Origin of the sequence: Vibrio sp. L5-1 (assembly GCF_021728315.1) — a bacterium.
Lineage (GTDB): Bacteria > Pseudomonadota > Gammaproteobacteria > Enterobacterales > Vibrionaceae > Vibrio > Vibrio splendidus_K.
In genome coordinates, this window is the sequence record NZ_JAKKCQ010000001.1 from 1,012,798 (window position 1) to 1,027,612 (window position 14,815).

The following is a 14,815-nucleotide window of genomic DNA, read 5'->3' on the forward strand; positions in this document are numbered from 1 at the left end:
GTTATTCGTGACAAGATCAGGATTAGAGAGCCTATTGCAGTCCTGAAACCGATTTCAATTAAAGCAAAGATACAACTTGAAACCGGTTTCAGCAATGCCTTTTTCATCTTCTGTTGATCTAAGTGAGATCTAAGGAAAGTAATCATGGTTGATGGATAACGTTCGAGAACGCCTACACAGAATGCAAAAAAGCCAGTTCAATGAGGATTGAGCTGGCTTTGTGTTGTTAGAGAAAAAAATAATCAGACTACGACAATGGCAACTGACGGATCATCTGCTGAACCTCATTGCCATATTTTATTCGTTGTCGTGTCTCTTCGAGTGCGTACATTTGCGTCTTCTTGGCTGCAGGGTTGGCACTTCGACCTTCCGTAACCATGGTATCCACTGAAGACTTTTCTTCATCTAATCGCCCAGGTATTGTTTTAACCGATGACCAACCTAAACCACCAATCGAGCGCGCCGTCATTATGCCTTGGTAGATGGTATAGCCTCGGGCGCCCACTTTGACTTGTCCAAGAAGAATCTTGGTAAATCCACCATGGATTGGAGGAGGCATATAGGTCATCGTTCTGCCACCCTGTGTCATTCTGGTCGCAATAACCTGCCCCTTAGAGCTGCCGATTCGCATCGCTGGGTTCGTTTTAGAGGCCCACGCAAGGTTGTATTCACCAGAAGGCCTAATCTTGTTCATCAAACGAGAACCAAGGCCGGGCTGAGTGACATCTTCCAATGCCCCACCTGCCCTTACCCAACGTAAGTTCTGAACCGACTTGTAGGCCGAATATCCGCCACTCACCACACCAATGATATCGAATGGAATGGTCGCAATATCAAGCTTATGAGAGATGTCACCATCATCGATAACCCCCGAAGCAATTTGTAGCGCACCACTAGTCATACCTGCAATACCACCGATAATACCCGCCGCCAATACTAAGCTAGAACCACCGGTTGGTGCCGCCAATGCAATACCCACAATACCCGCGATCACACCAAAAGCACCAAACAAGATCTTACTGATATTCAGGTGTCCGCTTGGGTCGGTGAAGTTAATCGGATCGTTATGGCAGTACACATAAGCATTGTGAACCCCCTCATTGAAAGGGGCCAAACTGTCCGGTGCATTGAAGCGCATCAACTTCGGCTGGTAAACGCGATAGCCTTGACCTAAATGATAACCTTGTAGGACAGGATCCAACCACTCGCCATTAAAGCCAATTTCCGAATGAGAGATGGTCATCGACTGCGCCATCGCCAAACGAACCGAAGTAGGAAGCAGTGAGATACCACCAGCCACCGCTGCGGTTTGACCAATTTTAATCAGGAACTCACGTCGATTAAGTGGGGTAATAAATACCGAGTCTTTATTGTTCATTTTCATTCCCCGCTTGATCACGTTGCCCATATGGAGAGTAACGGTATATAGACCCTGTTTTACCCGACGTATTTGACGCGATTACCGAACCATTTTGATCCGTGGCCAATAACGTGGTTTCCGAGTCCATCTCTGACCATTTAGGAACTCCTTCGTGATAGATATACTGAGTGAGTTTGCCATTTTCCTCGATCGAAGCGAGGTCACCCCATAGATAGTTAAAGTGACGAGATTCAGAAACGGACTGTTGTGCAGACAGTCGGTCGTTGCTGTCATATTGATAGAGCCATTCGGCATTATCAGCTAACACACGCTGTAATCGGTCAAAATGGTCATATTCAAGAATTCGACCATCCGCATCTTCAATCATGTTGCCATTCAAGTCGTATTTCACTGTTACCTGACCGTCGAGTTGTGGGTGGGAATGAGTAATACGAGTCAACTGGCAAGGGTCATCCGACTCATAAAAGTAACGAGCGAAATCCTCAGATTCAGCAGTAGCTGTGCGTTGCGTCAGCATGTTACCTAGCTCATCATAGCTCCAATCAATAGACGTCATAGGCTGAGACCAATCACTCAGTGGACCCGCGCCAAAGAACTCGACTTTCGTCAACTGAGAGAGTTCATCATAGGTATAGATTTCCGTCAGATTACCTAAAGTTGCACACTCCTTTTGACGAGAATTAAGCAACCCTAACGCGTTATATTCTTGTGATTGCTCAAAGATATAATTATCGTTCAAGGCTATAGCTCGCTTGACTTCACGACTATATTCATCCCATTCGAGTTCAGTGACTTGGGTTTGACTACCCGATATCAATGTTTCTAGTATCACTCGATCAAACTCATCATATTCGTAGTAAACCGTTGTTGAATTTGAGCTCAGCTTCACCAAGCGCCCGAGTTCATCATAACCATATTGGCGAGTGTCCGTGTCACTCTCAACTGCAGCGATAACCCCACCATCAGAGTAGCTGTAATAACGAGACTGACCATCATTCACCTCGGCTTCAGGCAAACCTTTAGTCGAGTAGGTAATGGTACTTTGATTGCCTTCACTGTCCTGACTCCCTGTCGGTAAGCCGGATATTGGGTCATGACTGTAACTAGAAGCCTGCCCATCAGACGACTTGGCACTTAGCACACCCAACTGGCTATCGCGAGTAAATAGCCTTGTTGGAGCTGCCATGCTGGATTCAGTTTCTGGGATATTGCTGCTATCCGCATAAGTCCACGCCAATGAAGCTTGGGGACTCGCTCCTCTTCGCAGGGATTGTGGACGTCCCAATCCATCAATATCGCGTTGCCCTAAAGTCACCCCACCAATTTTCAGGTCTACAACTTGTGACTGATCGGTGTGTTCAGCGTAAGTGATATCTTGATCGACACCGTTCGCTTGAGTCATGCGAATAACACGATCAAAACGGTCGTAGTGGTAATGCTTAGATCGAGCGAGAGGATTCGTTTCTTTAATCAATCTTCCCCATGAGTCGTACTCATAATTCCAACTGTTGATGCCTTGCTCTTTTTTCTCTTCTAACCCCCAGCTATTCAGAGAGCTGACCGTCATGGTCAAGCCTTCAATACCTTGAGTTTTCTTACGTGAGGCGAGGTTATTGAACTCGACACGACGTTTTCCATTCGCTAACAGAGTCGCTTTAACCTGATCCCACTCATCGTATTCATAGCTTTCTGTTAACACCACAGGCGCCGATCTGGAATTGCGATCAGGCAACACATCGTAAGTACTCTTACTTTGGAGTCTGCCCAACGCATCGTACATTTTTGTCCATACGACCGAGCTACCAACTTTAGCCTCTAATTCACGTCCTTGACCGTCCCAGCTTTGTTCACACAAGTTGCCTTTGCAATCGGTTAGCAACAAGGTTTGTCGACTCATACCAGTATCAACAATGTATTGATACGAACGGGCTGCACTTCCTTCAATCCGTTCTTCAGTAGTTCTACGAAGCGAATCATAAGTAAATGCACAGCTAACTCCGTCTGAATCGACATGACGCGCGAGTTCTCCAATATCAAGGTAGTGCCCAACCGCAAGATTGGTTTTCGTATTGTCGTGACAGGTCAGCTCTTCGTGTTCTTCAAGGACATCGCTATCCAACTCATAGCGATAGTGAGAAATAGCAGAATACGTGCCGTTAGGATGAAGAATGTCATTTTGGACTGAAGCCAATCGTCCGAAAGAGTAGGTCTCACCAGTATCAGTTTGATAAGCGTAATGGCTTCTATAACGTTGCACGTCTTCTTCCAAGCTCAGAACCACGTCACGATGGCCATTCAGCCCCTCAATAGACGCATACTGATAAGACAGCGTTCGCTGCTCTGAACCGTTATTTAAGGCGCGTGATTTTACAAAATTCACCATACCTGTTGGTGATGCTGGACAACCTGCTTCACCATTTTTTGCGTAATATTCGTAACGTTCATAGATGTCATTCTCGTCAACGAACTTAAGCATGTTGCCGTACTCGTCATAGTCCCAAAATCGACTTTGAGCTTGGCTATCCGATCCAGAAAACCAGATTTGTTCCTCTTTACTGATCAAAGAATACTGAGCAGGTTGATCCGAAAACTGTTGGTTATCAATCGCTGGGTATTCCAGCCTTTTCAAATGAACAAGGTTTCCGTTAACCTGTCTAGCTTCTTCAACGAGTAGATGAAATTGATTGTATGTTTGCGCGGTGACAATAGAGCCATTTTCGATTTTTTGGACGCGATAAGTATATTCGTAACCACGCTCAAGCAGGTTATCAAGCCCTTCACTTAATTCACCACCACGTACACCATAACCCATGAAATTGCGGCTATCTGTACCCACACAGTCATAGGTTGTAGTAATAACTGGCGAATTAAGGGTGAGGACATCGTGTGCAGTAACGGCTGGTAAATAAGTCATTGAGTTGACTCGAATACCATCAGCTTTATATCTCAAACGCTCGGTCAAACCACAAGGGTGATTTACTTCATTGATTAGCGTATATGAACCAATACTTTCATAACCAAAACTATAGCTACCTGCTTGTTCTGGTAAATTGCATTTGACGAGCTTGTTATTGCTAAGAGTAAGACTGAAATAAGCTTCATGGGTGCTGCCAATATTAGTAAAAATATTAACGCGCCCTACCGAAATATACTCGACCCACAACAGTGCGGTCTGTTTGGTTGTTCTATCATCCCAAATTTTATCTAGGCGCTTATTTTGTCCCACGTTGAGCCAAGAAAAGTAGAGAGCATGGCCATTACTTTGAGTGATCTTAATGATGTCGCCATCTTTATCTAAAAGATCAATACGGCCATTTTTATACGTAATTTCATAGCCATTCGCGCTAGAAGATACCGAAAAATCGAGCAGTTTCTTGTAGCGAATACTCATTTCGATATTGGCATTTAATTCAGCACGGTAGGACTGTCCATTTGCAAGATAGAGCTGTTGGTTCTCGATGTCGTATCTTGGGAGATTCAATTTCCAGCCCTTACCGAAACCAAGGTTGTCCGTCGAGTAAGGTGAGAATAGAATGGATATATCGAGGTTTGGTCCCTTAAGCCAGTTACCAATAAGAGAGCCAAGTAAGATTTGATATGAATAGCTTCTGGTTCTTTGGTCTACGCCGCCCGAACAAAAGCTATCAAAGTTAAAAGCGTTTGAAGTCCAATTAGACATAAATTTCCCCTAAAGTGAATGAGTTAGCTCAAAGTGGATGAGCTAACTCTGTTTTATCTGGATGTTATTGGCTAACGAGATTCCAATGGGTGTAATCCCATTTCTGGCCGCCACCAGTAAATTCACTTTGAGGATAAATAAGCTTTAGTGGTCCTTTATTCCCGTATTGGTCAAATACAGTAAATCGGTACTCTTTTTGAGAATCATTGTTCGATGTCCCGCTATTTGAATAAAGCAATTGGCTCAGAGTCACTGATCTTAGTTGCTGGTTAACTCGCCATACCGCCGTGCGACCTTCGCCAGCGGCGCTATTCCAAACATATTCATCAGATACATTACGCTCTGAACCTGGAGCGAACACATAACCTTTCACTGAACGAAAGCCATTAGTGCAATCTGAATAACAACCTAACCACTCATCGTTTAGGAACACCTTATCGCTGTCCGACTCGTCGAAGTTATCCATAGCAACCTCGACCAGTTTCACTGAAGTATCTTTGGGCGTCACATAGAAGTTATACATCTCAGCTTTTTCGAAATAGAACCCATCAGCGTTACTCTCTTCCCATACCTTGTCACCTTCTCCAATCTCTGAAAAGTCAGCAGCACTATAGGACTTAGGCTGCACGCTTTGATAGAAGGCACTTGATTCATTTGGATAAGCACAGCTATCGTAGTAGTTATTGTCATACTGGCTACCAGTATTAAATTTAACTTTCATACAAACTTCGCGATGCTGAGCGATTTCGTTACTGTAAACCCAAGCGGTTAATTTGGTATCAGATGATGAAACACGAGACGTTGGTAGACCCTTAGAGTATCCATAACTGTTCCCCATTTGGTGAGAATAGTCATTTGGGTTCAATGTATACCCCCAGCAATCTCTTCCGTAGGTACAGTCTTTATTTTTGCCTAACTCTTGTTCACTATTCTTAAGGTAAAAAGATATCGCACCTTCTAAGTCACTCTTAGGTACTGTTACTGCTCTGCCGTAACTATCAGCGAAGGAAACTGACACACTAAGTTTGGACTGCATTCTTCCATTGCCATAAAAAGGCATAGGTACGCCGTTGCTTTCATTATGATCAGCCGTTAAGTCATCGGCCACCACATGATAATCACTATTAATTCCTGCAAAACTTGCACTAGAAAAAAAACACGCTGACATTGCTAGTAACAATGATTTATTCATCGACAACTTCATAGTATTAACTCTACATATTATTAGGTAAGAAATTAAAGAAAAGACAATGATATCTCTGGGTATAACAACTTTGTTGATAGTTAAATTCACCCTAGGGTCTTTGCCCTATTTTAAAGTTCACACTATCAACGATTACAAGTGACATTATCCATTCTGATAACCATTGCTTACACGCCATTTAATTGATTAAACAGACAGCGCTAATTTAATTAATCAATTCATCAATGTAAAATTTAAAAGTCTTCTTAGCGCTAGCCAAGCCATAAAATCTAATGAAAAACTATACCCATAAAAAACAACAACTTAAAATTTCACATGTAACATTATTTCAAATGCATTCATGCAATAGCCACACTCAGAATCGAGAGGGAATTACTTTTTATAAAAATAAGCCTGTTTATTTGTGGTGACTCGCATCGTTACACCACCTTACTGTTGATACTATCAGCGCTTTTACATTGTTTTTATATTAAGAAGAACTATTAGAGATAATTACCCTTACCAATAAAATGGTAATATTCATTATTCAGCTTATATCCTCAGATATCTACCGCGTTCGTTAATTACGTCAAAATATAAAAACCACCATGAAATTACTACTGCGTTCAATTATTAACCGACAAGATGATAATTTATATGCTTTTATCTAATTTCTATTAATATAATTAATGAAAAGTTAATGAGTTCTTATTAATGCTCTCTCTCAATATTTTGAAAACTCTGTTTGCCCCCTCTACCAAGGTAGACTTCACACTCTAGAAAGCGAGTCTCTGTTCTATGTTGTTCTACGTTGGAACTCGGCTTAGTGGCCACGTTAGGCACAACGATTGCTGCTATCTGCGTAAGGAAAATGGCGAATGTGGAATAGAAGGTCGTAGTGCTAACTTATCAAGTCATATTCGTGGGGGGTGTTGCGCTGATTCCGCCGCTTATCGAGTGGCAATGGCCGACGTGGTATGAGTTGGTGCTGTTAGTGTTGGTCGGTGTTATTTCTTCTATCGGCCAATGGTTTGGTGTCAACGCTTACAAATGGAGAGAAGCGAACATGGTTTCGAATGTTGAGTTCTCACAGATAATCTACTCATGATTCTTGGTTACTATTGTTTGCCGAGTTGCCAAACACCATAACGCTGATTGGCGCCGTGGTGATTGTTTTCAATGCCATTATGCCTTTTATAATCCAACTCAAGAAAGGTCAATAATTCACGGCTCCATTTGCCCCTACCAATTCGATAGGGACGAATGGCACCCCAACATCAATGCTGCTCAAAATACTGGTCATGCTGTGATTTACCAGATTGGTCTTGAGTTCCAGGGTAGAACTGAACGAGCGTTTGATCGGCTAGTGTGAGGTGAATCCAACCCTCTTTAACTTTCAGCCAATTGGTGCCGTTGGTTTCATAGACGGCAGGGAAATTGCCCCAGCCTGACTCTGATACCTGCAGCTCTTGAAAGCGGTTAATCGGAGTGAGTTTATTGCTGTTGAAATCAGCATTGGAGTAAACCAGCAGAGGCTCGATAGCATCGTTTGGCTTGAACGTATAACAGCTCACTGCGGCTGAAGTGCGATCAAACCATTGGTAGGGTTGTGCGCCTGTTAAATCATAGACCGTACAGTCATTGAATTTAACAGCCCATTCTTGATTCGCTTTAAATCCAAGGTAGCCGATTGGTTGAGACGGTTCAGGCTTCGTATCTGGCGTCTTCTCATACACCAGAACTGAGGTAGCACATCCCATAAGCCCAAGACTAAAAAGGAAAGTCAAAGCACGCTTCATCATTGTAATACCTCCGTTCCGTTAGTAGATGAGTAACTCAATTAAGTCTCTACATTAAACGGTAAGTTCCAAGCGATTACCATCAGGATCGAGTATACAGCTCTCATAATAGCCATCACCTGTTCTTCTTGGACCATCTAAGCGCTCATAACCGTCTTGAATCAAGCGGCTTGTTAACTCATCGACCGCTTGTTCCGACCCCAATGAGATGGCCATATGAATGAAACCGGTAAATTGATCATAGATATCATCTTTCGATTCAGGAACCGAATCCATTTCCATGATTTCTAATCGGCTACCACTCTCGAAAGAGAGGAAGTAGGAAGAGAAGCCTTTAGTTGGGTTGCGATATTTCTGGTTAGACGCCGCACCAAAGTAATCTTCATAAAACCGCTTAAGTACTTCGAGCTGTTTTGTCCATATTGCGATGTGTTCAATCTTCATTTTGTTCACCTAAGTTTGATGTCTAACACTAGATTACTCATCAAATCAGGATCAATAAACAGAACGAAATTCATCGAATGTGTTCCTGTTTAACGGTCAGTTGAGTTATCAAAATAACAACAAGTAGCTGAACAGTATTAACATCTAAGTTTGTGTAATAGTTATCTTTCCTCCATAGTCAGTGTTTTACACATTCTGAGATATAAGCCGTGAACTTTATAAAACTAATAACTCTCGCTGCGATATGGGGCGGTTCGTTTCTGTTCATGAGAATTGCCGCTAATCCGCTGGGCCCTGCGGTGCTGATTGAAGCGCGAGTTCTGTGCGCTGCCGTCACTCTACTCTTGGTTTCTTTTTATCTGAAAAGGAAGCTTTCTTTTAATGCCCATGCGAAACACTTTTTCATTCTTGGCTTGTTTAATACTGCACTTCCCTTTTTGTTTTTCGCTTATGCAGCGCAAACACTGAACGCCTCGACACTCGCTATCTTGAACTCTACCGCGCCAATATGGGCGGCGATCATTGGTGCGATATGGACAAAAACAACACTCGATGCAAGAGTTCTATTAGGGCTAGGTATTGGGGTAACGGGAGTTGGCGTGTTAGTTGGTTGGGATGCGATGAACATTGGCCGTGAGGCTGTGCTTCCTATCTTTGCGGCGGTGATGGCGGCCTTTAGTTACGGAATAGCGTCGAACTATACCAAACAAGCACCCAAAGTTGAGGCGTTCAACAATGCTCATGGCAGCATGTGGGCGGCGGTATTAATCGTGTTGCCGTTTGTCTTCTTTATGCCGATGAGAGAGGCTCCGGATCTAACCATCACCACATCGGTGATCTTATTAGGCGCCGTATGTACTGGGCTTGCTTACTTGCTTTACTTCAATCTCGTTTCTGAATTGGGTGCGCCTTCGGCTCTGTCTGTCACCTTTTTGATTCCAGTGTTTGGCATCTTGTGGGGCAACCTTTTCCTAGACGAAGCGATTGGCCTTAACACCATTTTCGGTTCGGTTCTTGTTATTACCGGCACCATGTTAGTGACCGGTATGACACCTTCTAAGATAATAGAGAGCGTCAAACAAAAACGAGCAGCAAGAGCGGCTCGTTAGTCGGCCATGTATTGTTGAATCCTGTTTCTTAACCACTGATGAGCAGGATTCAAATCGGTTCTCTTATGCCAAATCATATACTGCTTCATGGGCAAGACCTCAAACGGCTGGTCGAGAACTTGCAATTGGAATCGCTCCGCAAACTGATTAGCAAAATCACGAGACGTACTACCAACACAATCAGAGCCAGAGACCAACACACACATCGTCATCAATGAATCACATTCGGAGCTGACTTTTCGCTGTTGTATCGGGCTTTTCGTAAAGTAATCTGCGGTATAAAGGCGAGAACGACGCATTCTGAAGGTGATGTGTTTCTCATGATAATACTGCTCTTCCGTCACCGATCCATCAATCCTTGGGTGCCCTTGCTTGGCGATCAATACGAGCTCATCTTCGATCACTTGCTGGTTCATATAACCATTCACTTGTGGATAGTGAATATCGATCGCTAAGTCGGCTTGCTGCATGCTCAAACTCTGCAGCAGATCTTCTTCATTGCTTGGCACCATATTGAATTCAATCGAGATGTTACCAAGCGTATCGTCCTTTTCCACAAGGGGCTGAAGCTTGGTTAAACCGATCTCGTTGACCAAAATTCGAAACACATGATGCTGCTGATTATCGAATTGCTTCAAGGTACTAACAGCGCTGGTGATTCCCTCGAGTGCAGGTTCCACTCGGCTTGCTAGTTGCACCGCAGCATTGGTTGGAATGATCCCTCGCCCTTCACGAATAAAAAGATCAGTATCAAGCTGAGATTGGAGTCGCTTCAAGGCTCCACTTACCCCGGGTTGAGTCATACCAAGCGATTCTGATGCAAGCGTGATCGACTTTAATCGATACACTTCTAAGAACACGCTCAATAGATTTAAATCCAACTTTTCCACGTCGCTCACCGTTACTCTCCCTGTCAATGTGGTCTTAATCAATCATAGGTCAGGATTCGTCTTCGTTCCCCAACCATTGCATGACTCAATACATAGCCAATCGTGATGTATTAAATAAAGCTTACTTTATTTTTTGCTATATGTCTTATTCCTATAATCGCCTCAACGAAACAAAATTCTGAAATGAAGAGGCTCTTATGACAACTTCTCGCACGTTCAAAAATGCATCACTGTTCCTAGCTATCTCGCTCGCATTCCCTGCGATTGCAGCTAACCATGACCACGCACACTTCAGCGAAATTGGCGATCAAGGTGGCAAAAGCGCAACCGAGATGACCACTAAAGCAAACCAAGAGTTCGCAAAAACACTTAACTTTGCCGACACTCGCGCTTTCGACAATAACAATAAAGGTCTTGTTGCTAGCTTTGATCAAGAGACGGGCGACATCATTCGTAATAGCTTTAACTTCATCGATCCAAGTGTAACGAATGCAGACCAAGCACCAGATTCGGTAAACCCTTCACTGTGGCGCCAAGCGGTATTGAACCAAGCGGCGGAAGGTTTATATGAAGTTGTTCCGGGTAAAGTTTACCAAGTTCGAGGCGCGGATTTAGCGTCTATCTCTTTCATTCGTAGTGACAACGGTTGGATCGCCTACGACGTTCTTCTTACCAAAGAATCAGCCGCCAAATCACTCGAATTCTTCAAGAACAATGTGCCTGATGGCGGTGAACTGCCAGTCGTTGCAATGATTTACTCTCACTCGCACGCTGATCACTTTGGTGGCGCAAGAGCAATCAAAGACGCGTATCCAGATGTAAAAGTGTACGGTTCGAAAAACATCACTAAAGAAATCGTCGACGAAAACGTATTAGCAGGTAATGCGATGTCTCGTCGTACTGCTTATCAATATGGCGCAACCCTGAACCGACACGAACACGGTATTGTTGATGCGGCACTGTCTAAAGGCCTATCAACCGGTAGCATTACTTACGTCCTGCCAGACTACGAACTGAACCATAACGAAGAAATTGAAACTCTGGTTATCGACGGCCTAGAAATGCAATTCATGGATGCTTCAGGTACCGAAGCGGCATCTGAAATGGTGACCTACATTCCAAGCATGAAAGCACTTTGGACTGGCGAACTGACCTACCAAGGCATGCATAACCTATACACACTTCGCGGTGCAAAAGTACGTGATGGTTTGAAGTGGTCGAAAAAAATCAACGAGATGTTAGTCACTTGGGGCGAAGAAACAGAGGTGCTATTTGCGTCTCACTCAGCCCCAATCTGGGGTGAACAAGAGATTTCTGATTACCTAAAAATGCAGCGCGATGCTTACGGTTTTACTCATAACCAAACGCTTCGTTTAGCCAATAACGGTGTGGTTCTACAAGATATCGGTGACGAGATTTACAAGGTAATGCCAGACAGCATTCAACAGTCTTGGCACACCAATGGTTACCACGGTACTTACTCTCACAACGCTCGCGCTGTGTACAACATGTATCTTGGTTACTTCGACATGAACCCAGCGAATCTGAACCCATTACCAATCGAGCCAGAATCGGTGAAGTTTGTTGAGTACATGGGCGGCAGCGATGCTGTAATTGAGAAAGCGCAACAAGATTTCCAAGAAGGCGAATATCGCTTCGTTGCAACAGCACTGAATAAAGTGATTCAAGCTGAGCCAGAGAACAAAGTTGCACGTGGCTTATTGGCAGATACTTACGAGCAATTGGGTTATCAATCAGAAGGCGCAGGTTGGAGAAACATCTACCTTACGGGCGCCCAAGAACTGCGTATTGGCACACAACCGGGCGCACCGAAAACAGCATCACCGGATGTATTGGCTAACATGACCATTGAGAACTTGTTGGATTACTTAGCGGTAAAAGTGGATTCATTGAAGGCGCAAAACACGCCATTTACGATGAACATTCAATTACCTGATGTTAAAGAGTTCTACTACGTTGAAATGTCTAACGGCAACCTGAACAACATCCAAGTATCAGAGCTGCAAGATGCGGATACCACACTGATCATCAATAAGTCTGACGTGTCTGATATAGTGCTTAAGAAAACAAGCCTTGGAAAACTGCTAGAAGACGGACAAGCGGGCGTGAAAGGAGACAAATCATCACTTAACAAACTGCTGTCTTCACTGACAGAAGCTGACACCTCTTTTGAGATTGTTCCTCGTCCAAACAAAGGCGAAGAAGTAGACGCTGAGTTGTACCAAGATTCACACGAGCACGCTCACTAAGCCGCTCTAAGGTAAAATAATTACAACGTCAAACTGGCCTAAATAGGCTGAAACAAGGCTAATACGACCAAGCCTCAACCATTAAACCGGTTGAGGCTTTTTTGATTTTAGCTTTATTCGATATCAAGAAAATAAATGAGAAACCCCACTCACAGCACTCAAAAAGCATTGAGTAAATCTTCTTATCAAGCCCAGAAAAACAGTACTGTGTTTGTTAAACCACACCCTTGTTTCACGGTTTATCAATCGTAATACACATCCGTACTTTCTATATCTCAGCATGTGAAGTAGTAGAAACTTTGTGCAATCAAACTTTGTTATAAAAGTTGTCCGGACTCTTTATTCAAGGAAGGAAGATGCGAAAAAAGATCATGATTACAGGTGCGACAGATGGTATCGGTTTAGAGACCGCGAAAATGTTAGCCCAACAAGGGCATCACATCCTTATCCATGGACGTAACCCAACAAAACTCAGCAAAGTAGAAACCGGCCTTTCTCGATTATCCAAGGATGCGATTATCGAAAGTTATGTTGCTGATCTCTCTTCTCTTTCTGAAGTTGAAGCCCTCGCCAACCAAATAAAGTCGAAGCATGAAGAGCTCGATGTACTCATTAACAACGCTGGTGTCTACAAGGTTTCCGAGATCACCACCAAAGACAATCTCGATGTCCGCTTTACCGTCAACACCATTGCCCCTTATTTACTGACTCAAAAGCTGCTACCACTTTTTGATGCCAACGGTCGCATCGTCAATCTATCTTCAGCCGCTCAGTCATCGGTCGATCTCGAGGCACTTGTCAGCCCAAATCCTGACGCTTTAGATGGCCCCATCTACGCACAAAGTAAGTTAGCGTTAACGATGTGGTCAATCCATCTTGCGCACCAATTAGGAGATCAAGGGCCCCTAATCATTCCCGTTAATCCGGCCTCATTTCTTGGCAGTAAATTGGTTAAAGATGCGTATGGTTTGGAAGGCAATGACTTAGGGATTGGTGCTGATATCTTGTGCAGAGCGGCACTGTCGGAAGAATTTTCTGATGCCTCAGGACGGTACTTTGATAATGATTCGGGATTATTCAAAGACCCTCATGCTGATGCATTAGATACGGAGAAAAATCAAAAGCTGGTGACAACTCTCGACCAGTTACTTGCAGAACAGCTCGAGCTGAAATCCCACTCTCGCTAGCCAGATACAATACAAGGAGTGCTCCATATTTAGGGGCACCAAAAACCCAAAACTGTCTGATATCGTGACGAGAGAGCTTCAACTATTATTTCGATAGCATTGAAATGGTTCCTCTCCCAACAAATTGGCATAGCGTTAGCGAAATAGCGACATTACGCGTACTTGATAAAAGCTTGGCTCAACCGTTGAAAAAGTGAATCTACGTTGGGTAGAGTTGCCAAATGCGCGGACAACGGAGTATGAACCTGCGCATCTACCACGGTTGGGTTACTGCAAACTTGATTATAAAAGTTCACGGGTATCACTATGTTTTCTAAGTCGACATCTAACAAGATACAGGCTTGCGAAAGTACAATTTGGCCGCCCCCTTGTTTAAGCAAGACACGCTGAGCAGTACCCACTATTTTTTGTTTATTGATATTGAGGTTGTACTCACCATCACAATAAGAACCGGGGGTTGCGTGTACATCCACATCGATGCCTAGTTCTTTAAAAAACTGGGTTAAGACGTCGCATAAATGTCGATACGCTTTTTGGATGTTGTAGGCTTCATCACGAGGCCAATGGTAAATGTGCGACAGGTTAATGATCCCCGGCAGTTGAGGAACGGGAGCGCCACCGGTTTTTCGTGAGGTGAGTTGCCAACCTTGTGCCGCGAGTTGTTTTCTAGACTCTACCGTCACTGGCCATTTTTTACCTGCGGGCAAAACGAGTGTCGGCGTTTTTGCTTGCCAAAGCATTAAGGCTTGCGCAATCTCACCGGCCTGTATTTGCTGCAATAACGCATCTTCTTTTTCAAACGCACGCTCAACATCAATGTGCGGGTAACGTACGAGTTTATTCGTTAACTTCAATGCACTTTCCTCTACAGAT

At 43.8% G+C, this 14,815-nt stretch carries 11 protein-coding genes; 4 read left to right on the plus strand and 7 right to left on the minus strand.

What is annotated here, in order from left to right; genetic code table 11:
* Positions 1-247: 247 nt before the first annotated feature.
* The 3 genes from L3V35_RS04150 to L3V35_RS04160 all read right to left on the minus strand — a co-directional run bounded on the left by L3V35_RS04150 (position 248) and on the right by L3V35_RS04160 (position 6,252).
* Complete coding sequence (locus tag L3V35_RS04150) at positions 248-1,378, minus strand: RHS repeat-associated core domain-containing protein (protein ID WP_237298526.1); 1,131 nt, start codon at positions 1,376-1,378, stop codon at positions 248-250.
* The gene (locus L3V35_RS04155; RefSeq protein WP_237298528.1) at positions 1,368-5,060 is read right to left on the minus strand and encodes an RHS repeat protein; all 3,693 of its coding nucleotides are present in this window, start codon (positions 5,058-5,060) and stop codon (positions 1,368-1,370) included. The genes L3V35_RS04150 and L3V35_RS04155 overlap by 11 nt, the downstream gene beginning before the upstream one ends.
* A 64-nt stretch (positions 5,061-5,124) precedes the next feature.
* Positions 5,125-6,252 (minus strand): hypothetical protein, encoded by a 1,128-nt coding sequence (locus L3V35_RS04160; RefSeq protein WP_237298530.1) that lies wholly within the window; start codon positions 6,250-6,252, stop codon positions 5,125-5,127.
* Positions 6,253-7,141: 889 nt separating this feature from the next.
* Between L3V35_RS04160 and L3V35_RS04165 the strand changes: the two genes are divergently transcribed.
* The gene (locus L3V35_RS04165) at positions 7,142-7,351 is read left to right on the plus strand and encodes a hypothetical protein (protein WP_237298532.1); all 210 of its coding nucleotides are present in this window, start codon (positions 7,142-7,144) and stop codon (positions 7,349-7,351) included.
* Between the two features lie 169 nt (positions 7,352-7,520).
* Here the strand turns inward: L3V35_RS04165 and L3V35_RS04170 are convergent, their stop codons facing one another.
* Positions 7,521-8,045: a hypothetical protein gene (locus L3V35_RS04170; RefSeq protein ID WP_237298534.1), complete on the minus strand. Its 525-nt coding sequence runs from the start codon at positions 8,043-8,045 to the stop codon at positions 7,521-7,523.
* Positions 8,046-8,096: 51 nt separating this feature from the next.
* Entirely contained in the window at positions 8,097-8,486 is a 390-nt protein-coding gene (locus L3V35_RS04175; RefSeq protein WP_171307524.1) for a VOC family protein, read from the minus strand.
* A 209-nt stretch (positions 8,487-8,695) separates the two neighbouring features.
* On the opposite strand from L3V35_RS04175, the gene L3V35_RS04180 reads away from it, so the two are divergent.
* Entirely contained in the window at positions 8,696-9,595 is a 900-nt protein-coding gene (locus L3V35_RS04180; RefSeq protein ID WP_114634510.1) for a DMT family transporter, read from the plus strand.
* Here the strand turns inward: L3V35_RS04180 and L3V35_RS04185 are convergent.
* A complete protein-coding gene (locus tag L3V35_RS04185) occupies positions 9,592-10,494 on the minus strand; it encodes a LysR family transcriptional regulator (RefSeq protein ID WP_065206627.1) in 903 nt (300 codons plus the stop codon). The two genes, L3V35_RS04180 and L3V35_RS04185, sit on opposite strands and share 4 nt — an antisense overlap.
* Positions 10,495-10,682: 188 nt before the next feature.
* Between L3V35_RS04185 and L3V35_RS04190 the strand changes: the two genes are divergently transcribed.
* Together L3V35_RS04190 and L3V35_RS04195 are read left to right on the plus strand one after the other, a co-directional pair.
* A complete protein-coding gene (locus L3V35_RS04190; protein ID WP_114634509.1) occupies positions 10,683-12,755 on the plus strand; it encodes an alkyl sulfatase dimerization domain-containing protein in 2,073 nt (690 codons plus the stop codon).
* A 326-nt stretch (positions 12,756-13,081) separates the two neighbouring features.
* A complete protein-coding gene (locus L3V35_RS04195; protein ID WP_237298542.1) occupies positions 13,082-13,942 on the plus strand; it encodes an SDR family NAD(P)-dependent oxidoreductase in 861 nt (286 codons plus the stop codon).
* A 152-nt stretch (positions 13,943-14,094) separates the two neighbouring features.
* Here the strand turns inward: L3V35_RS04195 and L3V35_RS04200 are convergent, their stop codons facing one another.
* The gene (locus tag L3V35_RS04200) at positions 14,095-14,796 is read right to left on the minus strand and encodes a lipoate--protein ligase (protein WP_237298544.1); all 702 of its coding nucleotides are present in this window, start codon (positions 14,794-14,796) and stop codon (positions 14,095-14,097) included.
* Positions 14,797-14,815 lie beyond the last annotated feature (19 nt).

Coding starts and splice junctions, on each gene's coding strand:
- L3V35_RS04150 (WP_237298526.1), bottom strand. CDS start 1,378: ATGAACAATAAAGACTCGGTATTTATTACCCCACTTAATCGACGTGAG.
- L3V35_RS04155 (WP_237298528.1), bottom strand. CDS start 5,060: ATGTCTAATTGGACTTCAAACGCTTTTAACTTTGATAGCTTTTGTTCG.
- L3V35_RS04160 (WP_237298530.1), bottom strand. CDS start 6,252: ATGAATAAATCATTGTTACTAGCAATGTCAGCGTGTTTTTTTTCTAGT.
- L3V35_RS04170 (WP_237298534.1), bottom strand. CDS start 8,045: ATGATGAAGCGTGCTTTGACTTTCCTTTTTAGTCTTGGGCTTATGGGA.
- L3V35_RS04175 (WP_171307524.1), bottom strand. CDS start 8,486: ATGAAGATTGAACACATCGCAATATGGACAAAACAGCTCGAAGTACTT.
- L3V35_RS04190 (WP_114634509.1), top strand. CDS start 10,683: ATGACAACTTCTCGCACGTTCAAAAATGCATCACTGTTCCTAGCTATC.